A 23658-nucleotide genomic window follows, 5' to 3' on the forward strand; every position below is an offset into this window, starting at 1 on the left:
AGATTGGACGATAAACACGTTTGCTGACAAGGTTAGCGCTTCCAGTCTAACCGTCCGACGCAAACTACCGGCGGGCGGCGGTTCGCGAGATTGAGGTCCTTGATGCAACTTGTTCGTAGTATTCTTCTGGCCTTAGCCCTTGGCTTTGCTCTGGTGGCTGGTGGGTCGATCGGGCTCGCTTCCGAAGAAGCGGAGCGTGACTACAAAAACCTTCACTGTGCGTCGTCAAGCTGCGAATTCGAAGAGCAAATCCGTGGCGGCGGCTCGACGGAATTCGACTACCATTGCTTGAACTGAGTTCCGGAAAACGAACAGTGTAGCTCGCCGGCTGTCGGCACCGTCTGCACCCGTTTGAGATATTCGGACGGATGCGGGTGCACGGCTATCTACAAATCGAAAGTGAAGATGAAATATGCCTGCCAATTGACATCCGGTGTCGGAGAATCTGAAGGATAATGTCCAATGAGAATTGGCGCTTACTTGATATTTCTTCTTATCTTCGGCTATCCGGTGAGCGGGATAGCCGACGACGATGAAGAATATTATTGTGATATGATCGGCGGAGGCTGCAAACCTGATTACGATGTCGATACCCACCACACGATATTTAGCCTTAATGCTTATTGTGGGGTGAAAGGATCAGCATTTATGCCAACAAAACTAGAGTGTAGCTCGCCAAATGTTGGCATAACTTGTAAAAACGTCGGTGGAGGGGCGGATTACATCACTTGTGAGTGCAACACAGGTCAGCAAAAAACGAAATACAAAGTGAACACCAATGTCAATTGCGTCCCGAGGTGATCCGACAGCGGTCGTGAGGCGCCCGGGGATGGCATCGGTGTCGGAGATCTTGACCATGACGGCGCGTTCGGCGCCCTTTGATTTGAGCTCCTTCAACGACTCAGTCGAATGACCGACGACCCGATCGTCTTCGTCTCAGCCATCGGCGAAGCTCCAGGTCGCAAACGCGGCATATGCTATGGTACTGCCTCCCGCTAAGCGGCGCCGCCTTTGTCAAGACAGCGGCGCGGTTGACCGATGAAATCCTATGTCGGAGGTTTTGCGTCGCACAACGAGCGTATCGCAAACTGGAGCGACGATGCGCAAAAGGGCGCGGTGCGCCACCTCTGACCGAAGGACCCGCCCGCCTCTTCGGTGAACGCCGTCACCGCGTCTTTGCACCGCCATGGGATAATCATCCACCGTCAGACCAACCTCGGAGCCTGATCGATGACAACTGAAGACGAGATTCGCGCCGCCTCCAAAGCGTTCTACGCGGCGATGAACCAGATGCTCGGCGGCGACGCCAGCGCGTTGCCGGACATCTGGTCACACAGCGACACGGTGACCACCATGCATCCGATCGGCGGCCGCCAGGTCGGGTGGGACGCGGTCGACAAATCCTTCGAGCAGGTGGCGCGGTCGAGCGCCGGCGGTCATGTCGAACTGGCGGATCAACTCATCCGCGTCCACGGGGACACCGCCTACGAGGTCGGCGTCGAGCATGCCCAGTTCACCGTCGCCGGAGAGCCGCTGACCGTGAATTCGCGGGTCACCAACATCTACTATCGCGAGGATGGCGCCTGGAAGGTCGTCCACCATCACGGCGACAAGTCGGCCGGCATCGCCGAAGCGCTCGAGCGGGCAGGGAAGTAGGCGGGGGCGCGCGCTAACGGGCCGCGTCGTCCGGGTGGATCCGGAAGAAGGGCCTCGGTGTCGGAAAATTCGACCATAACGGCGTGCTTGGCGCCCCTGTAGCAGCGCCGGTTGTTCCGGAGTGGGCGGTTGACGGACGAGTCCTATGACAGGATTTTGGCGTCGACAGAGGTCTGCCAAGACTCAGCAATGAAGCCGTGGGCATGCTATCCGGCGCCGAACCAACCTCACTACGCGATGCCGCCGGCTACCGGGCAGACATCGATGGCCTGCGCGCGATCGCAATCGTTCCCGTGGTTTTCTATCATGCCGGGATTGGTGGCTTCACCGGCGGTTATGTCGGGGTCGACGTATTTTTCGTCATCTCCGGATACCTGATCACCAGAATAATCCTTGGCGATGTCGCGGCGGGCCGGTTTTCGTTCGCCCGGTTCTACGAAAGACGCGCGCGGCGAATTCTGCCGGCGCTTCTGGTCGTCGTCACGGCGTCGCTCGTCGCCGGTTGGTTTCTACTCCTCCCGTCCGATTTCGCTGGCCTGGCCCAATCCGCGGCCGCGACCCTGGTTTTCGTGTCCAACTTCTATTTCGCCGATTCCTTCGACTATTTCGCGCCGGTAGCCGAATATCAGCCGCTCCTTCACACTTGGTCGCTCGCTGTGGAAGAGCAGTTTTATCTTCTCTTTCCGATCCTTCTGCTGTGGCTGATCCGATGGCGCGTTCGCGTCGCCCGGTGGGCAGTCATGGTGCTGACGCTGCTATCCTTGGGCTACAGTGTTCACGCCACGGGCGAGCAAACCGGGGTTGCCTTCTTTTCATCGGCGACGCGGGCATGGGAACTCGGTCTCGGGTGCCTGCTGGCGCTTGGGGCCATACCAACTCCCGGCACCCGAGGCGTGCGCGAGGTGCTCGCGCTTGTCGGCATCGGGTTCATCGCCTTTTCGGTCACGGTCTACGACGCGGCGACCCCTTTCCCCGGTGTCGCCGCCCTGCTTCCCGCTCTCGGCGCGGCGCTGGTCATCCATGCGAGTTCGGCCGGGGGACGAACGACGGTCAGCGCGGCCCTGTCCGTCAGGCCGCTGGTCTGGGTCGGACTGATTTCATATTCGCTGTACCTCTGGCACTGGCCGCTGCTTGCGTTTCTCCGCCACAGGCTCGCCGTCGTCGACTTGCCACCAGCATATACTGTCGGGGCTTTGGCGGCGGCCTTTGCGCTGGCGTTCGTCTCGTGGCGCTTTGTCGAACGACCGTTCCGCGGCGGCGCGGGCATCCTGACAAGAAGGCAGGTGTTCGCATCGGCTTCCCTGTGCAGCCTGGCGGTCCTTGGGATCAGCACGACGATCTGGGTCGGGGGTGGAATCCCGATGAGATTGTCGACCGAACAATTGGCCCTGATAGAGGAGCGCGATGTCACCCTGCGGTGCAGAGGCATAGTTCCAGGTGACCAACTCTGCCTCCTGGGCGAAACGGAAGCCGAGCCGAGCTTCATCCTATGGGGAGACTCTCACGCCAAATCGATGTCCTGGGCGATCAGCGCGCTTGCCAAGGAACGAGGCGTGAGCGGCGTGCTCGTCTTCAAGGCCGGTTGTCCACCGCTGCTCGGCGAGGATTACCCAGTCCGAGTTTGTCGAGATTTCAACCGCGGCGTCCTTGGCTTTATCGCCCAGCAAGACGGCATCAAGAGCGTTATCATTCACGCACGGTGGCCACTTCACCAGACCGGTGAGATCGACACCAGCGACAAGCCTGGGCGCCTGATCGGCGGCAAGGCCGAGGGGCACGCTGCCTTCTTTTCGCAAGGCATCCGGGACACCGTGGAGGCGCTGAGCGCCCTCGGCAGAGACACGATAATGCTCGGCGCGATGCCCGAGATCGGGTGGCGCGTCAGCGATCACTTTCGAAGGGCGCAGTGGAGCGGCGCGGAGATGCCGGAACCGGCATCGTACGCCGATCATCTTCACCGCAACAGCGGCGTCACCGGGGTCGTGTCCTCTCTCCAGGAGGAGAGGCTTCGGTATGTCCCGATCGGCGACCTGATCTGCAAGGGTCCTTGCCAAGTACTGTATGACGGTCGCCCAATTTATATTGACGGACATCACCTGACCCGGTTCGGCGCGGAGGCATTTCTTGCACCACGCCTCAGGCAACGTCTGTGGCGGGCACTTGACCACGCCGCGCAGAAACGTTCGGTCGTCCCGTCGGAGCAGCCAAGTCCGCCTTCGCACTACTCCCGGCAGGAGATGTCGAAATCGTAAGTGGGCTTGTCGCCGGCGCCGATTGCCAACGTGCCGTAGGCGCCACGATAAGGCCCGGTGCCGCCAACGATTGCGACGTCCACCGGCGTCGTCGTCTGAGTATCCGTGTTTTCGTGATCGAAGAGGGCGCTGGCGACCAGCGTTCCATCGTGAATCCGTATGCGCCAATCGCCCATCATCGTGGGCAGGTTGTCGCCGCCGGGCCGCAGGATAATCGACCGGCCGGAAAGCGCTCCGACCGTCGTACCGTCGGCATCAACGAGCTGTCGTTCGACAATCCGGAGGTCGCCCGCCGACGTGCCGGGCTCGCCGAGGTCGATGATGTCGGTGGTCTTGCTGCCACCCGTCAGCGTGAAGGCACCGCAGGGTACCTCCTGTGCGTATCCCGGCAGCGTCGTCAAAGTCATTGAAGCCAAGCCAAAGACAACAACCCAACGCATGTAACTGTCTCCTTCTCCAATGTTATCGATCGCAATTTCGGAGTGCGCGGTTTCCGACTTTTCTTGCAAGCCTCACGGCGTATGAAGAACGGCGGCGCGTGGTCGGGCGCCAGTCTAACCATCGTCCGTGAAGGGACGAAGACATGCGCCGCGATGCCCGACCAAACGCATCATGCGGGGCATGCGGCCAGGGGCGATTGCCGCCGGGCCGCGCGGCGGTTGGTTATTCGTCGAAGGTGCAGACCTCGGCGCCGGTCGGCGTGCAGATTTCGGGATCATCGTCGGCCAAGGTCACGCTGTATGTTCCCGCCACGGGATCGACGTCGATCGTGTAGTTGCAGCCCTTCGGCGGCACCGGGTCGACATCTGAGCCTTTGAGCTCACAGGTCAGGTTGTTCAGTCGTACCGTGATCGTCTCGGTTCCCTTGAACTCGAAGGAAACCGAGTCGGCTGACGCGGCGGTCGCGGCGAGCATCGCTCCAAAGAAGACGGCAGCAGACCTGATCATGATCAGTCCCTCTCAGCTTCGATTGGATGGTCAACCCTCCAGCTGATCGAGAGTGGCCGTTTGCCAGGGATGTTGCAACCGGCTTGGCGCTGCTTTCCGTCGTCATCGGACGCGCGGATGTAGTCCACGCTAGGCGTAGACGGTGAAGTCGTCGTGCTTGAGCGCTGTGTCGTCGTCGAGCTCGAGGAACAGGACTTGGCCGTTTCCGCCGGCGCCGTCATCATCGAACCAGACTAGGCCGTTCGGCTTGTCGTAGATGAGCTGGGGGCCGGGGCCCTTCGCTTCCGTGCCCCGGGTGAACTCGGACTGCTGGAGCGTGCCGAGGGTCAGGCCCGTGAAGATGGCTTCTTCGAGAAAGAACTTGTCCTTGCCGGTCTCGAAGTTCTTGACCCGGTTGGTGTTTGTCGCGCCGAGAGTGTTGTTGAAATCAATCTTGTCCTTGCTGTTGCCGAGCACGAGTTTGTCCATGCCCTCGCCGGGATCGATCCGGCCGTCCACCTTGCCGCCCTTGTTTTTGTAAACGTCGTCGCCGTCAGAAAGATTGAGGCCGCCGTCGACGGTGCCCTCGTTGATGACCGTATCGTTGCCCCCGCCAGTGAACACGACGGTTTTGGCTACGTCGGTGGTCATCGTGCCCTCGTTGGTGACGGTGTCGTTGCCTTCGCCGGTGCTGATCGCTTCTTTATCGCCCTTCGCGGAAATCTGGCCGAGGTTGGTGATGTCGTGATTTGCGTTATTGGGGCCGGCGTCGATCCCGCCAATGATGGTGCCCTTGTTGTTGAGTTTGAGGGCGCCGACAGTAACCACAATCGCCGGGCCGTCGCCGGTGTTCTCGATCAGGCCGCTGGCCTTGTTCTTGATCTCAGCCGTTGCATTCGATGCCTGGACGAAGATGGTCTCCTGCTTCGCGCTCATCGTGCCGTAATTCTCGATCAGCGTGCTGGCAAGCGCGACGTTGGTCATGCTCACTGCAGAGCGGATCCCGGTCACCTCTCCATGGTTCTCGATGGTAAGCCCCGAAGCCTGGACGGCGTCGATGCCGTTCAGGGCGCCGAATATTTCGCCCTCGTTCAGGAGATAGGCCGATACCGATTGGCTGATGAGCACCCCTACGTGCCCGCTCATGTAGCCGGTCTCGCGATTCTCGATCGTCGGTTTGTCGCTTGAGAAGACCGCGAAACCAGCGTTGGCACCAGCCTCCGTCGATCCGAGCAGCGTGCCCTTGTTGATCAGGATGACCCCATTGAAGATATCGGAAAAGACAGCAGTGCTGTCGCCGCTGGCAACCGTGACACCTTCGAGGATGTTCCATTTCTGGTTCGACTGACTGAAAGTGATGGCGGGTCCTGTCGGTACGAACAGGTCGGTCTTCCGCTTCGGCATCTTGAGCCCCCTGGGTTCTCATCTGTTGTCCAGGGATCAGCCTATCCCGTTTTCGGCACGCAGTCAGCGCTAAGCGTAGACGGTGAAGTCGTCGTGCTTGAGTGCTGTGTTGTCATCGAGCTCGGCGAACAGGGTCTTGCCGTTGCCTCCCACGCCGTCCCCATCCAACCAAAGCTGGCCGCTCGGCTTGTCGTAGACGAGCTGGGCGCTGCCGCCTTTCGCTTCCGTGCCCCGGGTGAACTCGGATTTCTGCAGCGTTCCCAGGGTCAGGCCGAAGAACTCATCTGACGCGTCCAGAAAAAACTTGTCCTTGCCGGACTCGAAATTCTTGACCCGATCGACGTTGGTCGCAGCGTTCAGCTCGTCGTCGAACTCGATCCTGTCCTTGCTGTTGCCAAGCACCAGCTTGTCGTTACCGTTGCCGGAATCGATCCGGCCGTCCACCTTGCCGCCCTTGTTCTTGTAGACGTCGTTGTCGTTGCCGAGACTGACATTTCCGGTGATGGTTCCCTCGTTCAGGAGGGTATCGTTGCCCAGGTCGGCTTCGATCCTGCCGATGATCGTGCCCTTGTTGATCAGCTTGAGCGTACCGTCTTCCATCCAAATCGCTCGGCCGTCGCCGGTGTTCTCGATCAGGCCGCCGGGCTTGTTCTTGATCGTGGCCGTGGCGTCGGCGACAGCGAGACTGATCGTTTCTTGCGCAGACGTCAGCGTGCCGAAATTCTTGATGACCGGTCCGGGTATGACGGCGCCGTTGTCCACGCGGATCGAATGCCGGGTTCCATCGATCGTACCGTGGTTCTCGATCGTCAGGTTGGATGCAATGGAGGCAGAAACGCCGTTGAGCGCTCCGAAAATGTCGCCATCGTTCACGAGGCTGACAGCGTCCGACTCATTGAGCGCGACTCCGAGACTGCCGAAGACGTAGCCGGTCTTGCGATTTTCGAAGGCGACGCCGACGCTGTCGCTGACACTGAAACCTGCGGCGCCGTCTGTGTTGGTGCCGCCGAGCAGGAACCCCTTGTTGATCAGGGTGGTGCCGTCCGGCGAATGGCTGATGATGGCGTCATCCTCGCCGACAGCGACGGTGATGCCCTCGAGGATTCTCCAAATCTGGTTCGGCTGGCTGAATTCGATCGCGGGTCCTGTCGGTACGAACAGGTCGGTCTTCTGTTTGGGCATTTCGATCCCTCCCGTGTTCCGGTCCTTTGGGCCGGGTGATCAGTCGATCCCGTTTCCGTGGCCTCGCCGTCAGGCGTAGACGGTGAAGTCGTCGTGCTTGAGCTTGGTGTCGTCGTCGAGTTCGGCGAACAGGATCTTGTCGCTGCCGCTCGGAGCGAACCAGAGGTCGCCACTCGGTTTGTCGTAGATGATCTGGGCGCCAGGGCCTTTGGCCTCAGTGCCTCGGGTGAACTCGGATTTCTGCAGCGTTCCCAGGGTCAGGCCGAAGAACTCATCTGACGCGTCCAGAAAAAACTTGTCTTTGCCGGATTCGAAGTTTTTGACCCGGTTTAGGTTCGTCGCACCAAGCTCGTCGTCGAACTCGATTTTGTCCTTGCTGTTGCCGAGCACCAGCTTGTCGTTGCCGCTGCCGGGATCGATCCGGCCGTTCACCTTGCCGCCCTTGTTCTTGTATACGTCGTTGCCGTCGGAGAGATTGACACCCTTGTCGATTGTACCCTCGTTGATGACCGTGTCGTTGCCGCCGCCTGTCCAAACCGCGCTGGAGTTGCCGGTGAAGGTGATCGTGCCTTTGTTGGTGACGGTGTCATCGCCATCGTATGTGAGGATCAGGGGGACGTCATCCTGCCCGGTGATTTGACCGTGGTTGGTGATGATATCGTCGCTGTTTTTGTCGGCGGCGTCCACGCCGCCGATGATGGTGCCTTTGTTGTTAAGGTTGAGCCGCCCCTCCAACACCACGACCGCCAAGCCACCGCTGTTGTTTTCGATGAGGCCACCGCCCTTGTTCTTGATCGTGGCCTTGGCATCCGGGATGTTGAGGATGATCGTTGCTTCGTCCAGGCTGCCGACTTGGGTGCCTTCGCTGGTGAGGGTGCCGAAGTTCTTGATCAGTGGGCCGGATGGATCGAGAACATCGAAATTGACCACGACCGCGGCGTCGCCGCCGCTCATCGCACCGTGGTTCTCGATTGTCAGGCCACTACTATCGTCACCAAGCACACCGTATAGGGAGCCGGCTATCGTCCCCTCGTTCAGGAGGGAGATGCCGTCGCTCGAATCCGCGAACAGACCTGTGAAACCAGCCATATAGCCGGTCTCACGGTTCTCGATCGTCACGTTATCGCTGTCAAACAACCTGAAGCCGGCGTTCGGGGCCGGCGTTGTCGAACCGATGATGAAGCCTTTGTTGATCAGCCGGCCGCCATCATGGCCGTTGGTCAAGATGGCCGAGTTGTCGCCGCTGGCGACCGAGACACCTTTAAGGATGCTCCATTTCTGGTTCGGCTGATCGAACAGGATCGCCGGCCCGGAGGCGCTGAAGAGACTGTCTTTTTGCTTTGGCATCATAGCTCTCCTCTTCGCTCGGCCACCGGTGGCCGAGCGTAACAATTCAGAGTAGAGCGCCTCACGCGTGTCCTTTTGGCCGGCCTGTCACCTTTTTGCAAGGCCTCGGCGTGGTTCCAACGGCGTTCGGAGGCCGCCGTGAGCTAATCGAAGACGAAGAAGTCGTCGTGCTTGAGCTTGGTGCCGTCGTCGAGGCGGGCGAACAGGATCTGGCTGTCTCCGCCCGCGCCGTCGTCGAACCACAGCAGGCCGTTCGGCTTGTCGTAGATGACCTGGGGGGCGTTGCCCTTGGCCTCGGTGCCCCGGGTGAACTCGGATTTCTGGAGTGTGCCGAGGGTCAAACCGGTGAACTCATCGCCGTCGAGGAAGAACTTGTCCTTGCCGGACTCAAAGTTCTTGACCCGGTCGACGTTGGTAGCGGCGTCAAGGTTATCGTCGAACTCGATCTGGTCCTTGCTCTTACCGAGCACCAGCTTGTCGTTGCCGCTTTCGGGATCGATGCGGCCGTTCACCTTGCCGCCCTTGTTCTTGTAGACGTCGTCACCGTCGCCAAGGTTGACCTTGCCTTCGATGATGCCCTCGTTGATGACGGTGTCGTCGTCGTCGCCCGTTCTGACCGCGAATGCGCTGCCTCCGGCCGCGATCGTGCCCTTATTGGTGACCGTATCTTCGCCGGAGCCGGTAACGACCGGTGTCGGGTTTCCTTCGTGGACGATTTTACCGGTGTTGGTAACGGTGTCGTCGCCATCGTTGGTGAGGATGCTCGACCACGAGCCTTTGCCGACAATCTCGCCATGGTTGGTGATGGCATTGTCGTTGTCGTCTTCGGCCGCCACAATCGTACCGTCGATCGTGCCTTTGTTGTTCAGCTTCAGTCGACCTTCGTTCACATTGATCGCGAAGCCATCGCCGGTGTTCTCGATCAGGCCGCCGGCCTTGTTCTTGATCGTGGCCGTCGCATCGACAACATCAAGGGAGATCGTTACGTCCTGCCCCTTCATCGTGCCGAAGTTCTCGATCAGCGGTCCCGACAGGCCGCTTATGTTCGTGATACTGACGGCAGCGTTGATCCCGCTCATGGCGCCGTGGTTTTCGACGGTCAGGGCGTCGGTGTTGCCGGCCCTCAGGGCATCCTCGGCGGCGAATACCTGGCCCCAGTTCAGGAAAGTTACCGATGCGGAGCTGCCGATGAAGACCCCGCCGAACCCGCCGATGTAGCCGGTCTCGCGGTTTTCGATTGTCGCGTTATCGCTGTCATTCAGCGTGACACTGCTCGCGCCCCCGTCCGTGGTCGGTCCGAGCACGTTGCCCTTGTTGACGAGCGTGATACCGGCGAACCCCTCCGAAAGGATCGCGGGGTTTTGCCCGCTGACGACGTTCACGCCCTTGAGGATGTTCCATTTCTGGTTCGCCTGGTTGAATGCGATCGCCGGGCCAATGGCGGCGTAGACGTCTTGCTTCTGCTTGGGCATCGGGGCTCTCTTCAGCGGTGGAAACGATTTGTTTCAAATTGTCCTGGCAGTGCGGCCGGACCGTACACGGTTTCTCGCAACGGACAGGCGACAAGGGCCGCGGCGCGTTGTCGCGCTGAAGGATAATATTCCTAGTTGCTCACCGGCATTGGAAAGCCGTTGCGAATCGCTGAAAGCGCGAGGCGACAAAGGCCCGCGACGCAGTTTGCACCGACCTGCGTGCTTCGAGGCTTCGCTATGCGAAGCTCCTCAGCATGAGGGGGCTGAGCAGATGGGGTTGGCGTATCGACTTGGAACGCGAACACCATCGACCTCATCTTGAGGTGCGAGACCGCGTAAGCGGGTGAGCCTCGAGAGACGCAGTGCGCTCCCGCGAGGCGACTAGCGCGCGACCGGGTGGTGGAGCGCCAAGGCCGATCTTCATCGGAGCGGCGGTTTCAATGGATCCTCTGGTCAAGCCAGAGGACGACAGGGCCGGTTAGTGGGGGCGGGAGTGCGCCGGACCGAAACCGACCATCAGCCCTTGCAGCGATGGGACTCGTCCGTTGGTTTCCGCGAGCCTTCAACAAGGTCAGCGACGGTGGTTTCGTCGAGGGCCCCAAGGAAGCTCGCGCGGGCGATCTCCAGAGCGGACTCCGTCGCGGTGTTCGCAGCTTGCTCGAGCAGGCAGGTTGGCGTGTCGTCCGACGTGCCGACGGCGAACAGACACGGCTCTCCCAAAGCGTCGTAGACATCGGACAGGGTTATGTCGGCCAGCCGCTTTTCCAGATACCAGCCGCCACCGTGCCCCTTGGTCGAGCCGACGATGCCCGCCTCACGCAAGCCGCCCATCGTCCGGCGGACGAGCGAGGGGTTCATGCCGAGCATCCGGCCGATCCGCTCCGACGTGATCGGCACATCGGTTTCGTGGAGATGCAGCAGGACGTGCAGGATCCGGGGCAGGCGGGTATCCGTCCTCATCAGCGCTTCGCTTCGCTGAAGGCGGTCTCTCGGCGTTTATGTGATAAACGAAAGCACATGAGCTTGACCGGCTGTTTCACGGTACTTATACAGTAACAAACTCGGAGGAAGCAGCACTCTCTCCGATTCACGAAGCCCACTCGTCGCGCGCCAACCGGCTGCAGCCTCCAACCGCGAACCCCAGTGTTTCCAATGTTTTTCTCCAGTTCGGCACTGCTCTGCCAGGAGACCTTCAGCGCGCAGGTTGGTGGGTGGCGCGGCAACTGCCCTCGAACGTAGCCAACCCCATCAAACGCGTAAACGCACAGGTTTGTTCGTATGACCAAAAGCATTTCCGACGCGACCGCTCTTCACACGCCGCTGAGCTTCGCCCATGGGCCGACCTGGAGGAACCGCTTCGCCCTCTCGCCACTGACGAACACCCAGAGCCACGCCGACGGCACACTGCACGAAGACGAACTCAACTGGCTTACCATGCGGGCTGCCGGCGGCTTCGCGATGACGATGACCTGCGCGATCGGTGTCGAGGCGCGTGCCCGAGGATATCCGGGTCAGCTCGGGGCCTGGGGTGACCAACATCTCGATGGTCTGACGCGCATTGCCGCTGGCATCAAGGCGCATGGTTCGGTCGCCTGCGCGCAGCTTGCCCATTCCGGGGCGCGCGCCCTGCAAGACCAGGTCGGCGTAGTAGCCGATCCGGCCGAGGACGTCCGCTCACTCGACGGCGAGGGCGTCGATGCCGTCATCCAAAGTTTCGTGGACGCAGCCAAGCGGTGCGACACGGCCGGCTTTGACGCGGTCGAAGTGCACGGGGCGCACTCGTTCCTGCCGGTGGAGTTCCTTTCGCCGGATATCAACACTCGAACCGATGATTGGGGTGGCGGTCTTGAAGGGCGCTCTCGTTTCATCCGCGAGATCCTGATCCGGACTCGAGACGTCGTACGCCCCGACCTTCAACTCGGCCTGCGCCTGTCTCCCGAGCGGTTTGGATTGCGCCTGGCGGAGATGCGGCAGTTCGCCGAGGAGATCATGACAAGCGGGTTGATCGACTGGCTCGACATGTCCCTGTGGGACATCATGAAGACTCCGGAGGAGGAGGAATTCGCGCACAAGCCGTTGATTTCCTGGGTCACCGACCTCGATCGCGGTCCGGCCCGCCTGGGGGTCGCCGGAAAAATCCTGACCGCTGAACGCGCGGCGGACGCCCTCGCGTCGGGGGCGGACTTCGTTCTGATCGGCAAAGGCGCCATTCTCGCGCACGACTTTCCGCGGAAGGTGGCGGCCGATCCCGGCTATCACGTGCCGTCGCGTCCGGTCAGCGCGGCGTTCCTTCGCAAGGAAGGGCTCGGCCCCGCCTTCATCGAGTACGTGAGTGGAATCGACGGGTTTGTCGCGTGTGAGCCGGTAGGCGAGGCGACGCGGTGAGCGGTGATCCTGATCAGTATAGCTCTGCGGCCCCGCCCACTGTTTTGACGAACGCGGTTCGGCGCTAGGCGAAAACGGTGAAGTCTTCGTGGGTGAGTTTGGTGTCTTCGTCGAGGACGGCTAACAGGATCTTGCCGTCCGGGCCGGTACCGTCCGGATCGAACCAGACATTGCCGTTCGGCTTGTTGAAGACGATCTGGGCGTTGTCACCCTTCGCCTCGGTGCCCCGGGCGAACGCCGACTTCTGCAGCGGCCCGAGGGACAAGCCAGGGAATTCCTCCTCCTCGAGGAAGAACTTGTCCTTGCCGGATTCGAAATTCTTGATTCGATCGGCGCCGGCCGTCTCGACTGAATTGTCGAACTCGATCCGATCCTTCTTCTTGCCGAGCACCAGCTTGTCATTGCCCTGTCCGGGATCTATGCGGCCGTTCACCTTGCCGCCCTTGTTCTTGTAGACGTCGTCGCCGCCGGACAGGTTGACCTCACCGTTGATCGTGCCCTCGTTGATGACGGTGTCTTCGCCATCAGAGGTGAAAACTGCGCTGAGGGTGCTGGAGTTCGAGGTGATCGTCCCCTCGTTGATGACGGTGTCGTCGCCGTATTGTGTGTTGACTGCCTGATCGTCGACAGTGCCGGATATCGTTCCGCTGTTGATGATGACGTCATCAAAGCCATTAAGGCTAAAGGCGGCCTCGACTGACCCGATGATGGTGCTTTTGTTGATCAGCTTGAGCGCGCCGGTTTCGACCTTGATCGCAAATTCGTTCGTACCCTCAATGAGGGCGCCGGGCTGGTTCTTGATCTTGGCTTTCGCGCCCGGAACTCTGAGCGCAATCGTCGTATCTTCCGCTCTCATCGTGCCGAAGTTCTCGATCAGCGGCCCCGACAGGCCGCCGGTGTTCGAGACATCGACGGCGGTGTCGATCCCGGACACGCCGCCATAGTTCTCAAGCGTGAAGTTCGCGGCGTCGTCGGCCACCAGGGCTCTCGACGAGCCGAAGATCTGGCCATGGTTCAGCACGGTGGCTGATGCCAAACTCTGAAGGTAGAGCCCCTGGAACCCTGCGATGTAGCCGGTCTCGCGGTTATCGATCGTCGCGTTGTCGCTCGATTCGAAGAGCACGCCGCTATCTTCATCAATCGGTCCGCGTATTGCGCCCTTGTTGACCAGCGTGGCCCCGTCGAAACCATCCGATACGACCGCGTCGCCCTCCCCAGCGGCGACGGTGACGCCTTTGAGAATGTTCCATTTCTGGCCGGGTTGATCGAACTGGATTGCGGGGCCGAGGGGGACGAAGATGTCTTGTTTCTGCTTGGGCATCGGGCTCTCCTTGTCGGTGGAAACTGTCCCGGCAGATTGATCGGAGTGTACACCGCTTTTGCAACAGCGGGTGTGTCGGCGTCCGCTAAGCGTAGACGGTGAAGTCTTCGTGGGTGAGCTTGGTGTCGTCGTCGAGTTCGGCGAACAGGATCTTGTCGGCTCCGCCGGCGCCGTCGTCGAACCAAAGCAGGCCGTTCGACTTGTCGTAGATGAGCTGGGCGTTGTCGCCGTTGGCCTCCGTGCCCCGGGTGAACTCCGATTTCTGCAGCGTGCCGAGGGTCAGGCCGGTGAAGTCCGCCTCCTCGAGGAAGAACTTGTCCTTGCCGGATTCGAAGTTCTTGACCCGGTTGACGTTGGTGGTCGCGTTGAGCGCGTTGTCGAAGTCGATCCGGTCCTTACTCTTGCCGAGCACCAGCTTGTCGTTGCCAGTGCCGGGATCGATCCGGCCGTTCACCTTGCCGCCCTTGTTCTTGTAGACGTCGTTACCGCCGGAGAGATCGACGTCGCCGTTGATGGTGCCCTCGTTGATGAAGGTGTCGTTGCCGAGGCCAGTCGACACCGCGGTATCGTTGTCTTCAGCTGTGATCGTGCCTTCGTTGGTGATGGTGTCGGCGCCCTTTCCGGTGCTGATCGTCGACTCTTCGAGTGATGCCGTGACGAGACCGACATTGGTGATGACATCGTCGGCGTCGTCGTCTGCGCCGATCTTTCCGATGATGGTGCCCTTGTTGATCAGTTTGAGCGCGCCCTGGCTCACTTCGATCGCAAGGCTGTCGCCGGTGTTCTCGATCAGGGCGCCGCTCTTGTTCCTGACGGTGGCCGTCGCGTTCTCGACATTGAAATGGAGGACTTCGTTCTCCGCCGCCATCGTGCCGAAGTTCTTGATTTCGGGCCCCGACAGTTCGATCGTGTTCGAGATGTCGAACGCGTTGTCGATCCCGGACATGACCCCATGGTTCTCGACGATCAGCTTCTCGGCGTCATCGGCCTCCAGGGCTGTCTCCGTGCCGAATATCGTGCCCTTGTTCAGGACATGAGCTGATGCCGAATCCTGAAGGTACAGACCGAGGAACCCGGCGATGTAGCCGGTCTCGCGGTTCTCGATCGTCGCGTCGTCGCTCGACACGAAGAACACGCCGGCGCCTATACCCATCGGTCCGAGTACCGCGCCCTTGTTGACCAGCGTGACCCCGTCGAAATTATCCGACGCGATCGCGTCGCCCTCACCGACGGCGACAGTGACGCCTTTGAGGATGTTCCACTTCTGGCCGGGCTGATCGAACTGGATTGCGGGGCCAACGGGTACGAAGATGTCTTGCTTCTGCTTGGGCATCGGATCTCTCTTTGCCGATTGAAACAACTTGTCTCACATTATCCCGGACTGCGCGGCCGGACCGTACACGGTTTTTGCAACCGACAAGAGATTTTATCGAGCGACAGCTAGGCGTAGACGGTGAAGTCGTCGTGCTTGAGCTTGGTGTCGTCGTCGAGTTCGGCGAACAGGACCTTGCCGTTGCCGCCGGCGCCGTCATAGAACCAGAGCAGGCCGTTCGGCTTGTCATAGATGAGCTGGGGGTCGTCGCCCTTGGCGTCGATGCCGCGGGTGAACTCAGACTTCTGCAGGGTTCCGAGGGTCAAACCGGTGAACTCAGCCTCTTCGAGGAAGAACTTGTCCTTGCCGGATTCGAAGTTCTTGACCCGGTTGACATTGGTCGCCCCGTTAAGCTCGTTGTCGAATTCGATCCGGTCCTTGCTGTTGCCAAGCACCAGCTTGTCGTTGCCGTCGCCCGGATCGATGCGGCCGTCTACCTTGCCGCCCTTGTTCTTGTAGACGTCGTTGCTGTCGCCAAGATTGACGCTGCCGTTGATGGTGCCCTCGTTGGTGACCGTGTCGTCGCCATCGCCAACCCTCACGGCATTGATGGCTTCATCAATGGTTATCGTGCCCTTGTTGGTGACGGTATCATCGCCGCTGCCGGTCGCGATCGCGGAGACCTCGCCCTTCACCAACATCTGACCGCTGTTGGTGATGACGTGATCTCCCTGATCGGGGCCGAAGTCGGTGTCGATCCCGCCAATGATGGTGCCTTTGTTGTTGAGCTTGAGCAGCCCCCCATCCACCACAATCGCGGAATCATCGCCGGTGTTCTCGATCAGGCCGCCGGGCTTGTTCTTGATCGTGGCCGTTGCGCCGGGGACCTCAAGGGTGATCGTCTCGTTTTGCGATTTCATCGCGCCGAAGTTTTCGATCAACGGCCCCGCTTGCCCGCCGGAGTTCGTCACAATCACCGCGGTTTCGATCCCGCTGACAACGCCGTGGTTTTCGACGGTCAGGGCATCGGCGTCATTGGCGTCCACGCCGATCACCGAGCCGAATATTCCACCTTCGTTCAGGACAAAGGTGGACGCGGAGCCGTCGAGGTACACCCCTTCGCGCCCGGAGATGTAGCCCGTCGCGCGGTTCTCGATCGTCGCATCGTTGGACGAGAAATATACGCCGGAGTCTCCCGGCGACCCGAACGATGCGAGTATCGAGCCTTTGTTGACGAGGGTGATTCCGTCGAAACTGTCCGACTCGATAGCGGCGCCTTGTCCGCTGGCGACGGTGACGCCTTTGAGGATGTTCCATTTCTGGTTCGGCTGGCTAAATGCAATCGCCGGGCCTGTGGGCACGAAGATGTCTTGTTTTTGCTTGGGCATCTCAGTCCTTTTTCGTTCTGGTCAGTCGTTCGGGGATCAGTCGATCCCGTTTTTCGTGGCGTCGCCGTCAAGCGTAGACGGTGAAGTCTTCGTGGGTGAGTTTGGTGTCGTCGTCGAGCTCGGCGAACAAAATCGGGCTGTCTCCGCCCGCGCCGTCGTCGAACCACAGCAGGCCGTTCGACTTATCGTAGATGATCTGGGCGTTGTCGCCCTTCGCCTCGGTCCCCCGGGTGAACTCCGACTTCTGCAGCGTGCCGAGGGTCAGGCCTTCGAAAGCCTCTTGCCAGAGAAACATCTTGTCCTTGTCGGAGTCGAAATTCTTGATGCGATCGACGTTGGTCACGGCGTCGAGCTCGTCGTCGAACTCGATCCGGTCCTTGCTGTTGCCGAGCACCAGCTTGTCGTTGCCGTCTCCGGGATCGATCCGGCCGCTCATCTTGCCGCCCTTGTTCTTGTAGACGTCATTGTCGTCGGAAAGGTTGATGCCGCCGTTGATGGTGCCCTCGTTGACAACTGTATCGTTGCCTTCGCCAGTGAACACAGCGCTACTGGTTTCGCCTGGGCTGATCGTGCCCCTGTTGGTGACAGTGTCGTTGCCCTCGCCGGTTCTGATCCCGGCGCCTTCGCCCAGGGCCAGTATCTCGCCATTGTTGGTGATGACGTGATTTCGTTGATCGCCGACGTAGTCGGTATCGACCTTGCCGATAATGGTGCCTTTGTTGTTGAGCTTGAGCCGCCCCGCATCCAGCAGAATCGCGAAGTCCGCCGCGCCGTCGGTGTTCTCGATCAGGCCACCCGGCTTGTTCTTGATCGTGACGGTCGCGTTCGGCAGTCTGAGCACGATCGTTATGTCCTCCGCTTTCATCGTGCCGTAGTTTTCGATCAGCGGCCCCGAAAGCCCGTCGGCGTTCACGATGTCAACGGCCGAGTCGGCTCCGGTCATCAAGCCACGGTTCTCGACGGTCAGCGCCGCGGCGTCTTCAGCCCGGAGCGCATCGGTGCCGCCGAGCACCTGGCCTTCGTTCAGCAGGTTGGTCGACGCAGCGGTCCTGACGAGCAATCCAACGAACCCGCTGATATAGCCAGTGTCGCGGTTGTCGATCGTTGCATTGTCGCTGTCAGCGATTCCGACACCGATGGCGCCGATGCCCGACGTCGGTCCGAGCAGGTTTCCCTTGTTGACGAGCGTGATTCCGTCGAAGCCGTCGGAGCCGACCGCGGGGCCGCTCCCGCTCATCACGTTCACGCCGTTGAGGATGTTCCATTTCTGGTTCGGCTGGTCGAACGCGATGGTCGGGCCGAAGGGGGCGTAGATATCCTGCTTCTGTCTGGGCATCTCGGGGCTCGCTGTCGAAGGAAATGAATTGTCTCAAATTGTCCTGACGGGCGGTCGGACCGTACCTGGTTTTTGCAACCGCTAAGCGACCGTCGGCGCGGCGTGTTGTCGCGGTATAGGATGATATTCCTGTGAGTTGCTGATGCCGGCAGGCCGATACAACCGCAGAGATGCGAGACAATGATTGCGGGCGGAACAGCGGTGCAGCTTGCACCGACCTGCGTACCTCGAGGGCCGCTGCCGTTTCCACATGGGTGCCGTCCGCCGTTGGATCCGACGCTAAGCAGACGGCGATTCCGCGCCTGTCGGCTGTGCAATGGTCAGGACGATGGCGCCCTTGCGGTGCCGGGTTTCGACATGGGCATGGGCGCGGGCGGCGTCTTCAAGCGGATAGCGGGTGTCGATGACCGGGCGTAGGTCGCCGCTTTCCACCATGTCGGCGAGCCGCGCGAGATCCTCCGCCGTGTCGCCGTTGACAGCCAGGCGAATCTTCCGGTCGCGGAGGGAGTTAAGCAGCGCGGCGCCGATTTCGCGAAGGCCGAAGTTGAGGGGCAGGAACAGGCCGCCCTCCTTCAGGAGCGCCCGCGACTGGCGCGGGGTGACGACACCGATGGTATCGAAGATGACGTCAAAGCGTTCGGTGAGCCCGGTGATGTCGGTCGTGCGATAGTCGATCGCGACGTCGGCGCCGAGATCACGAATGAAGTCCTGGCTGTCGGACCCGGCGACCCCGGACACACGCGCGCCGAGCGCCTTGGCGATCTGGATCGCGTAGGCGCCGACGCCCCCGGACGCGCCGACGATGAGGACAGTCTGGCCAGCGTGCAGACCCGCAAAGTCGGCCAGAAAGACCAGCGCACACAGGCCGCCAAAGGGCAGGGCGGCGGCTTCGTCGAAATCGAGGCCGGCGGGGATCGGCGCGATCGCACTCGTCTCCGGTACTGCGATGTAATCCGCCGACGCTCCGCCTGACGCGCTGAATCCGAAGACCGCATCGCTGGGGGCGAAGCGTGTAACGCTCGCCCCGACCGCGTCAACGACGCCGGCAAACTCGCTGCCGAGGAACTGGTTGCGCGGTCGCAACAGCCCGAACATCAGGCGTCCCGGGATCGCCAGGACCCCGGGAAAGGCGGCGGCGCGAATGCGCCAGTCGCCGGTGTTCACTGCGCTGGCGTGAACACGAACCAGAACGTCGCCGGCGCCAGGCTCCGGACGGGGAACGTCCGCGACCTCGACAACGTCGGGCGGTCCGTAACGGGTGTAAGTGAGGGCCTTCATCGGGCGGGGTCGCTGGGTCTGGCTTTCGAATCTCGCCAGCGTTTTAGCACGGTCATGACCCTTGGCGCGCATACGGGCCACACCGTGGCTGGGACGATCGCCAGCGGCAGTGATCCGCCCGTGAACCCCATCACACGCCATGTTGCGATGCCGGCTCGCGCGGACCATATCCGGTTTAGGTAATTTCCGGCGGAAACGCCGCGAGCAGACGATACGTCGAGCCGCGGGCCACGTCGTCAAACCAAATCGCACACATCGTTGTCCGATTGAGCCGGCTGACCGCCGCGGCGTTCCCAATTCCAATTATCGAGAGATCACGCTCGGCCGTCCGGCCGAGACGAAGGAGACATGCCCATGGCAGTGACCATCCCCGAAATCATCACGACCGACATCAACACCGGACAAGGTCCGTTGGCTTTCATGCAGATGACGGACGACGACGCATTCCAATTCCGGACCGATGACGCGAACGACATGATCGGGGATGGGCCGAACGACGAAGGCAAGGATGTCGGCGTTTCGACCGACGGGCCCAAAGGGCCGCAGGCCATGACCGCAATCGACGGGTTCGGCCGTACTGACGACGGGCCGGAAGACGACACCGACATGATCCGTCCGGTCGCCGCTGAAGAGAAGCCGCGGTTCAGTCACTACCAAGGGCCCGAAATCGACGCCTGATGGCGTCGAAGGTCAGGTGGGTGCCGGCTGTCTCAGCCCCATGGCGGCGCCCGCCTGGCCGCTTTGCGACAACCGCCGGCAGCCTGACGCAGCGCGCCGCCGATGAGCCGGGATCGCTACTGATCCTCGCCGATCGCCCCGAAGCCCTGGCTCAGTTCGTCCCAGGTCAGGGCCGGCAAATCGGAAACGCGGGCGCCGAGGCCTTGCATCAACGGCTCGTGGACGGCGGCGAAGGTCGCGTTGTCCGTCACCTGGTAGACGAAATAGATCGTCCGCAGCCCGTCCTCCTGACTAAAGTAAGCCGCTTCCGGTTTGATCTGCTCCATCGTGTCCTCGATGATTGACTTCATCGTGCCGTCGGCGACCGCCCGGTTGCCGGCTTCGACCGGTATCTGCACCTTGAGCATCATCCTGACCCCCGGGGCGGAGTCCTGAGCCGGGGCGATCGCGCCGGACAGTGTCACGATCGTTGCCGACATGAGGACGATACGTGCGCCGTTGGACAAGCCGTGTCGAAGTTTCGAGCCGAGAGAGTTCATCAGGTCGCGCTCCCAGTTTGTCAGGACTGATGTCGATCAGGGTTCTGATCTCAGTAGGGATCGTACACTATCGCGGCGACGGCAGAGCGACAAACTGCCGGCGTATAGGTCGGCCAAAACGTGTGATCTCGGATCGACCTGAATCGATGGAGACAGTTCTATGTTGACGGGTACTTGCCACTGCGGCGATGTCCGCTGGGCCCTCGATTCGAAACCGGAGTCGGTGACCGCGTGCAGCTGTACGATCTGCCGCCGTTATGGTGCGCTGTGGGCCTACGGCCATATCGATCACGATATCCAAGTGTCGGGCCCGTCGAAGGCCTATCGGCGCAAGGACGGTGGCGCGATCGATTTTTACTTCTGCCCGCGTTGCGGATGCCTGACGCATTATATTGCGACCGGTCCCGGCGAGGATGGCAAGCGGTGGACGGGCGTCAACCTGCGCATGTTGGAACCGGACGCCATCGCGGATCTGCCGATCGATCATTTCGACGGGCTCGACACCTGGGATGACCTGCCGCGCGACGGGCGGACGGTCCGGGACATGTGGTTCTAGCGCGGCTCGTCCGGCGTGGTTGGGTCCCTCGGATCCGTCGGACCGCAACCGTATTGAAAACCAGCCGTTCCGGGCGATATGTCATCCATGCCCGGATTGCGCGCGAAAAAGTCGCTTCTCCCGGCCGGCGGCGGCCCCTTCGAACTCCAGCGTCTGACGCTTGGCGTTTTTCTCAACGATCAGCCGACCCACCGTTTTGCCCTTGGCACCGATCGCGCCGAGAGCCGGCCGTTGACGGCCCAACAGGGATGGATTCTGCCATCCGGTGCGACCGGCATCTGCGAATTCGATGCACCGCTCGATGTCATGATGGTGGAGGTCGAACCTGACGTCCTGCGCGAAGTGGGGATGGAAACGCCGGAGTCCATCACGCCGCATGTCGGCGACTTCGATGCGGTGACGCTGCAATTGTCGATGGCGGCGGAAGACTTCAACGCGGGCGGTACACTCTACCGCGAGACCATGCACCGGGCGCTGGCGGCGCAGCTGACCAAAACACTGGCCGTTCGCCCGCAGGCATCGCAGATCGAGGACGTCCGCCTGAGACGTGTGGTCGCGTACATTCACGACAATCTGGCCGCGGACCTGACGCTGGGCTCGATGGCCAACCTCGCGGCGATGAGCGGCTTCCATTTCTCCCGGTCCTTCAAGGCAGCCACCGGCAGCTCGCCGCTGCAATATGTGATTGCCGCCCGCATCGATCTGGCGAAAGTGCTCCTGAAAACCACGAGCCTGACCGTTGCGGAGATCGCGCATCGCGTCGGCTACAACGACCTGAGCCGTTTCGGTCAGCACTTCAAGCGCACCGCCGGCGCGACCCCGGCGCAATTCCGCACGCCATAACCGCGCGCATCAAGTCAGCAGGAATCGCATAACCAACGGCAAGATCCGCGCCTCCGCGCGCCGATGTCAGTGGGCATCTTCTCCTCATCGCACCGGGCCACAGCCCTCCCTTCGTCGAAACCGGCGCGGTGCGCAGATAGAGGAGAACACCGATGAAAGCTCTGATTGGATCCGCCATCGCTTCCGGCCTGATGGCCAGCACGGCGCTCGCCGGCGACATCACCACCCGGGCGGTGACCTTCGAGAACAACGGCGCAACCATGGCCGGCACGCTCTACCTGCCGGCCGGATACGAAGCCGGCGACACGCTGCCGACCGTTGTCGTTACCGGCGCCTGGACGTCCGTTCAGCAACAGATGCCGGCCGAGTACGCGGAACGGATGGCCGAGCGCGGCTTCGCCGCCTTCACCTTCGACTTCCGTGGTTGGGGTCAATCCGGCGACCTGCCGCAGAACGTCCGCTTCAAGGAGGACCCGGCGGCGAAGACCGACGACATCCGGGCGGCGATCGACTTCGTCGCGACACTGCCCGAAGTCGACACCGCACAGATCAGTGGCCTCGGCATCTGTGCATCCGCCGGCTACATGGTCGACGCGGTCTCCGGCAACCCGATGGTTCGCTCCGTCGGTCTGGTGGCGCCCTGGCTGCAGAACGAGGACCTCGTCAACGCGGTCTATGGCGGTGAGGACGGCGTCGCGGGACTGATCGAAGTCTCGCGCGCTGCCGAAGCGGCGGGCGGCGAGATCATCCCGGCCGCCGGTCCCGAGGGCGCCGAAGGCGTGTTGATGCCGCTCGGCGGCTACTACTACGAGCCGTCCCGCGGGGCGATCCCGGAATACGACAACCAGTGGAACCAGGCGTCATGGGAAGGGTGGCTGACCTACCATCCGGCCGATAATCCGCAGCGCCTCGATAAGCCGCTGGCTATCGTCCACTCGGAAGCCGCGGCCATTCCACAGGGCGTGCAGTCCTTCCTGGCCGGCTATGCCGGCGAAGCCACAGCCCAGTGGCTCGAAGGCGTCACCCAGTTCGACTTCTACGACAATCCGGAAGACGTCACCCGGGCTGCCGACACGATGGCGGATCACTTCCGCGCCAACACCACAAACTGATCGCGGTCCCTATGGCCTCGCCGCACCAACCCAGCGGCGGGGCCGACCGCTTATCCCAATCGCCCCAAAAAGGAGAATTTCGATGAAAACCCTTACGTCCACCGCCGCGGCACTGGCCATGACGGCGACCGCCGCGCTGGCAACCGATTCTACGCTCGGCGGCGACCCGATCACCGCCGAGACCCTCATCGACCAGGCCGAGATTGTCCGCGTCGCCGACGCCATCGACGCCGCTGTCGACGCCAAGGACTGGAATCTGGCGCGCTCGTATTTCACCGACACGATCGATGTGGACTTCACGTCACTGGTCGGCGGCGAGCCGGCGACGATTCCCGCGGACGGGCTGATTTCCGGCTGGTCCGGAAACCTGACTGCCGAGAAGACGTCGTTTCACCTGCGCGGCAATCACCGGATCACGTTCCACGACCCGGGCAGCGCCACCATGCTCTCGCACGGCTATGCATGGAACCGGATGGAACGCGGTGCGCTCGAGGAAAATGGCGGCAACCCGCTTTGGGAAGTCTGGGGCACTTATGAGCATGGCTTCGCGCGGACACCGGACGGCTGGAAGGTCAACGCGATGACCTTCAACGCGACGGCGGAGCGCGGCAGCGAATTTGTACGAAACACCCCGGGCTCTTGAACGGGCCGACCAAGCGATAGCGGCCGG

Annotated in this window: 23 protein-coding genes; 10 read left to right on the top strand and 13 right to left on the bottom strand. The window is 61.5% G+C overall.

Annotated elements, in window-relative coordinates; translation table 11 throughout:
• Positions 1-102: 102 nt before the first annotated feature.
• The 4 genes from ACO076_RS13045 to ACO076_RS13060 all read left to right on the top strand — a co-directional run bounded on the left by ACO076_RS13045 (position 103) and on the right by ACO076_RS13060 (position 3908).
• The gene (locus ACO076_RS13045; RefSeq protein WP_421723266.1) at positions 103-297 is read left to right on the top strand and encodes a hypothetical protein; all 195 of its coding nucleotides are present in this window, start codon (positions 103-105) and stop codon (positions 295-297) included.
• Between the two features lie 165 nt (positions 298-462).
• A complete protein-coding gene (locus ACO076_RS13050; protein WP_421723267.1) occupies positions 463-801 on the top strand; it encodes a hypothetical protein in 339 nt (112 codons plus the stop codon).
• 429 nt (positions 802-1230) lie between these two features.
• Complete coding sequence (locus tag ACO076_RS13055) at positions 1231-1656, top strand: YybH family protein (RefSeq protein WP_421723268.1); 426 nt, start codon at positions 1231-1233, stop codon at positions 1654-1656.
• Between the two features lie 203 nt (positions 1657-1859).
• Positions 1860-3908, top strand: a complete 2049-nt coding sequence (locus tag ACO076_RS13060) for an acyltransferase family protein (protein WP_421723269.1) — start codon at positions 1860-1862, stop codon at positions 3906-3908.
• Here ACO076_RS13060 and ACO076_RS13065 read toward each other — a convergent pair.
• From ACO076_RS13065 to ACO076_RS13095, 7 genes are all read right to left on the bottom strand, one after another.
• Positions 3878-4348, bottom strand: coding sequence for an allene oxide cyclase barrel-like domain-containing protein (locus ACO076_RS13065; RefSeq protein ID WP_421723270.1), 471 nt, complete (start codon positions 4346-4348; stop codon positions 3878-3880). The genes ACO076_RS13060 and ACO076_RS13065 overlap by 31 nt on opposite strands.
• Before the next feature lie 223 nt (positions 4349-4571).
• Positions 4572-4856, bottom strand: a complete 285-nt coding sequence (locus tag ACO076_RS13070; protein WP_421723271.1) for a hypothetical protein — start codon at positions 4854-4856, stop codon at positions 4572-4574.
• 129 nt (positions 4857-4985) lie between these two features.
• The gene (locus ACO076_RS13075; RefSeq protein WP_421723272.1) at positions 4986-6239 is read right to left on the bottom strand and encodes a hypothetical protein; all 1254 of its coding nucleotides are present in this window, start codon (positions 6237-6239) and stop codon (positions 4986-4988) included.
• Positions 6240-6308: 69 nt separating this feature from the next.
• Positions 6309-7421, bottom strand: a complete 1113-nt coding sequence (locus ACO076_RS13080; protein WP_421723273.1) for a hypothetical protein — start codon at positions 7419-7421, stop codon at positions 6309-6311.
• Between the two features lie 69 nt (positions 7422-7490).
• Complete coding sequence (locus ACO076_RS13085; RefSeq protein WP_421723274.1) at positions 7491-8768, bottom strand: hypothetical protein; 1278 nt, start codon at positions 8766-8768, stop codon at positions 7491-7493.
• A 143-nt stretch (positions 8769-8911) separates the two neighbouring features.
• Entirely contained in the window at positions 8912-10240 is a 1329-nt protein-coding gene (locus ACO076_RS13090) for a hypothetical protein (RefSeq protein ID WP_421723275.1), read from the bottom strand.
• Between the two features lie 516 nt (positions 10241-10756).
• A complete protein-coding gene (locus ACO076_RS13095) occupies positions 10757-11200 on the bottom strand; it encodes an RrF2 family transcriptional regulator (RefSeq protein WP_421723276.1) in 444 nt (147 codons plus the stop codon).
• Positions 11201-11518: 318 nt separating this feature from the next.
• On the opposite strand from ACO076_RS13095, the gene ACO076_RS13100 reads away from it, so the two are divergent.
• Positions 11519-12625, top strand: coding sequence for an NADH:flavin oxidoreductase (locus ACO076_RS13100; protein ID WP_421723277.1), 1107 nt, complete (start codon positions 11519-11521; stop codon positions 12623-12625).
• A gap of 64 nt (positions 12626-12689) precedes the next feature.
• Here ACO076_RS13100 and ACO076_RS13105 read toward each other — a convergent pair whose 3' ends face one another.
• The 5 genes from ACO076_RS13105 to ACO076_RS13125 form a co-directional block, all read right to left on the bottom strand.
• Positions 12690-13946 (bottom strand): hypothetical protein, encoded by a 1257-nt coding sequence (locus ACO076_RS13105; RefSeq protein ID WP_421723278.1) that lies wholly within the window; start codon positions 13944-13946, stop codon positions 12690-12692.
• 85 nt (positions 13947-14031) lie between these two features.
• Positions 14032-15279, bottom strand: coding sequence for a hypothetical protein (locus tag ACO076_RS13110; protein ID WP_421723279.1), 1248 nt, complete (start codon positions 15277-15279; stop codon positions 14032-14034).
• A 107-nt stretch (positions 15280-15386) separates the two neighbouring features.
• The gene (locus ACO076_RS13115) at positions 15387-16646 is read right to left on the bottom strand and encodes a hypothetical protein (protein ID WP_421723280.1); all 1260 of its coding nucleotides are present in this window, start codon (positions 16644-16646) and stop codon (positions 15387-15389) included.
• A 67-nt stretch (positions 16647-16713) separates the two neighbouring features.
• Positions 16714-17982 (bottom strand): hypothetical protein, encoded by a 1269-nt coding sequence (locus ACO076_RS13120; protein ID WP_421723281.1) that lies wholly within the window; start codon positions 17980-17982, stop codon positions 16714-16716.
• Positions 17983-18261: 279 nt separating this feature from the next.
• Positions 18262-19260: an NAD(P)-dependent alcohol dehydrogenase gene (locus ACO076_RS13125; protein ID WP_421723282.1), complete on the bottom strand. Its 999-nt coding sequence runs from the start codon at positions 19258-19260 to the stop codon at positions 18262-18264.
• Positions 19261-19614: 354 nt separating this feature from the next.
• Between ACO076_RS13125 and ACO076_RS13130 the strand changes: the two genes are divergently transcribed.
• Entirely contained in the window at positions 19615-19938 is a 324-nt protein-coding gene (locus ACO076_RS13130) for a hypothetical protein (RefSeq protein ID WP_421723283.1), read from the top strand.
• 116 nt (positions 19939-20054) lie between these two features.
• On the opposite strand, the gene ACO076_RS13135 is transcribed toward ACO076_RS13130, so the two are convergent.
• Positions 20055-20477, bottom strand: coding sequence for a hypothetical protein (locus ACO076_RS13135; RefSeq protein WP_421723284.1), 423 nt, complete (start codon positions 20475-20477; stop codon positions 20055-20057).
• A gap of 160 nt (positions 20478-20637) precedes the next feature.
• On the opposite strand from ACO076_RS13135, the gene ACO076_RS13140 reads away from it, so the two are divergent.
• From ACO076_RS13140 to ACO076_RS13155, 4 genes are all read left to right on the top strand, one after another.
• On the top strand, positions 20638-21033 hold the full coding sequence (locus tag ACO076_RS13140) for a GFA family protein (protein ID WP_421723285.1): 396 nt from the start codon (positions 20638-20640) through the stop codon (positions 21031-21033).
• A gap of 231 nt (positions 21034-21264) precedes the next feature.
• A complete protein-coding gene (locus ACO076_RS13145; protein ID WP_421723286.1) occupies positions 21265-21876 on the top strand; it encodes a helix-turn-helix domain-containing protein in 612 nt (203 codons plus the stop codon).
• Between the two features lie 152 nt (positions 21877-22028).
• Entirely contained in the window at positions 22029-22988 is a 960-nt protein-coding gene (locus ACO076_RS13150; protein WP_421723287.1) for an alpha/beta hydrolase, read from the top strand.
• An 82-nt stretch (positions 22989-23070) separates the two neighbouring features.
• Entirely contained in the window at positions 23071-23631 is a 561-nt protein-coding gene (locus ACO076_RS13155; protein WP_421723288.1) for a nuclear transport factor 2 family protein, read from the top strand.
• Positions 23632-23658: the final 27 nt, after the last annotated feature.

It is taken from the genome of Bauldia sp. (assembly GCF_965232525.1).
Classification (GTDB): Bacteria; Pseudomonadota; Alphaproteobacteria; order Rhizobiales; family Kaistiaceae; genus Bauldia.

Excerpts from the sequence above, each read along its gene's own strand:
- ACO076_RS13050 (WP_421723267.1), top strand. The coding sequence starts at position 463 with ATGAGAATTGGCGCTTACTTGATATTTCTTCTTATCTTCGGCTATCCG.
- ACO076_RS13095 (WP_421723276.1), bottom strand. The coding sequence starts at position 11,200 with ATGAGGACGGATACCCGCCTGCCCCGGATCCTGCACGTCCTGCTGCAT.
- ACO076_RS13090 (WP_421723275.1), bottom strand. The coding sequence starts at position 10,240 with ATGCCCAAGCAGAAGCAAGACGTCTACGCCGCCATTGGCCCGGCGATC.
- ACO076_RS13055 (WP_421723268.1), top strand. The coding sequence starts at position 1,231 with ATGACAACTGAAGACGAGATTCGCGCCGCCTCCAAAGCGTTCTACGCG.
- ACO076_RS13085 (WP_421723274.1), bottom strand. The coding sequence starts at position 8,768 with ATGCCAAAGCAAAAAGACAGTCTCTTCAGCGCCTCCGGGCCGGCGATC.
- ACO076_RS13125 (WP_421723282.1), bottom strand. The coding sequence starts at position 19,260 with ATGAAGGCCCTCACTTACACCCGTTACGGACCGCCCGACGTTGTCGAG.
- ACO076_RS13115 (WP_421723280.1), bottom strand. The coding sequence starts at position 16,646 with ATGCCCAAGCAAAAACAAGACATCTTCGTGCCCACAGGCCCGGCGATT.
- ACO076_RS13150 (WP_421723287.1), top strand. The coding sequence starts at position 22,029 with ATGAAAGCTCTGATTGGATCCGCCATCGCTTCCGGCCTGATGGCCAGC.
- ACO076_RS13070 (WP_421723271.1), bottom strand. The coding sequence starts at position 4,856 with ATGATCAGGTCTGCTGCCGTCTTCTTTGGAGCGATGCTCGCCGCGACC.
- ACO076_RS13155 (WP_421723288.1), top strand. The coding sequence starts at position 23,071 with ATGAAAACCCTTACGTCCACCGCCGCGGCACTGGCCATGACGGCGACC.
- ACO076_RS13120 (WP_421723281.1), bottom strand. The coding sequence starts at position 17,982 with ATGCCCAGACAGAAGCAGGATATCTACGCCCCCTTCGGCCCGACCATC.
- ACO076_RS13100 (WP_421723277.1), top strand. The coding sequence starts at position 11,519 with ATGACCAAAAGCATTTCCGACGCGACCGCTCTTCACACGCCGCTGAGC.
- ACO076_RS13135 (WP_421723284.1), bottom strand. The coding sequence starts at position 20,477 with ATGAACTCTCTCGGCTCGAAACTTCGACACGGCTTGTCCAACGGCGCA.
- ACO076_RS13110 (WP_421723279.1), bottom strand. The coding sequence starts at position 15,279 with ATGCCCAAGCAGAAGCAAGACATCTTCGTACCCGTTGGCCCCGCAATC.
- ACO076_RS13140 (WP_421723285.1), top strand. The coding sequence starts at position 20,638 with ATGTTGACGGGTACTTGCCACTGCGGCGATGTCCGCTGGGCCCTCGAT.
- ACO076_RS13065 (WP_421723270.1), bottom strand. The coding sequence starts at position 4,348 with ATGCGTTGGGTTGTTGTCTTTGGCTTGGCTTCAATGACTTTGACGACG.
- ACO076_RS13060 (WP_421723269.1), top strand. The coding sequence starts at position 1,860 with ATGCTATCCGGCGCCGAACCAACCTCACTACGCGATGCCGCCGGCTAC.
- ACO076_RS13130 (WP_421723283.1), top strand. The coding sequence starts at position 19,615 with ATGGCAGTGACCATCCCCGAAATCATCACGACCGACATCAACACCGGA.
- ACO076_RS13080 (WP_421723273.1), bottom strand. The coding sequence starts at position 7,421 with ATGCCCAAACAGAAGACCGACCTGTTCGTACCGACAGGACCCGCGATC.
- ACO076_RS13105 (WP_421723278.1), bottom strand. The coding sequence starts at position 13,946 with ATGCCCAAGCAGAAACAAGACATCTTCGTCCCCCTCGGCCCCGCAATC.
- ACO076_RS13045 (WP_421723266.1), top strand. The coding sequence starts at position 103 with ATGCAACTTGTTCGTAGTATTCTTCTGGCCTTAGCCCTTGGCTTTGCT.
- ACO076_RS13075 (WP_421723272.1), bottom strand. The coding sequence starts at position 6,239 with ATGCCGAAGCGGAAGACCGACCTGTTCGTACCGACAGGACCCGCCATC.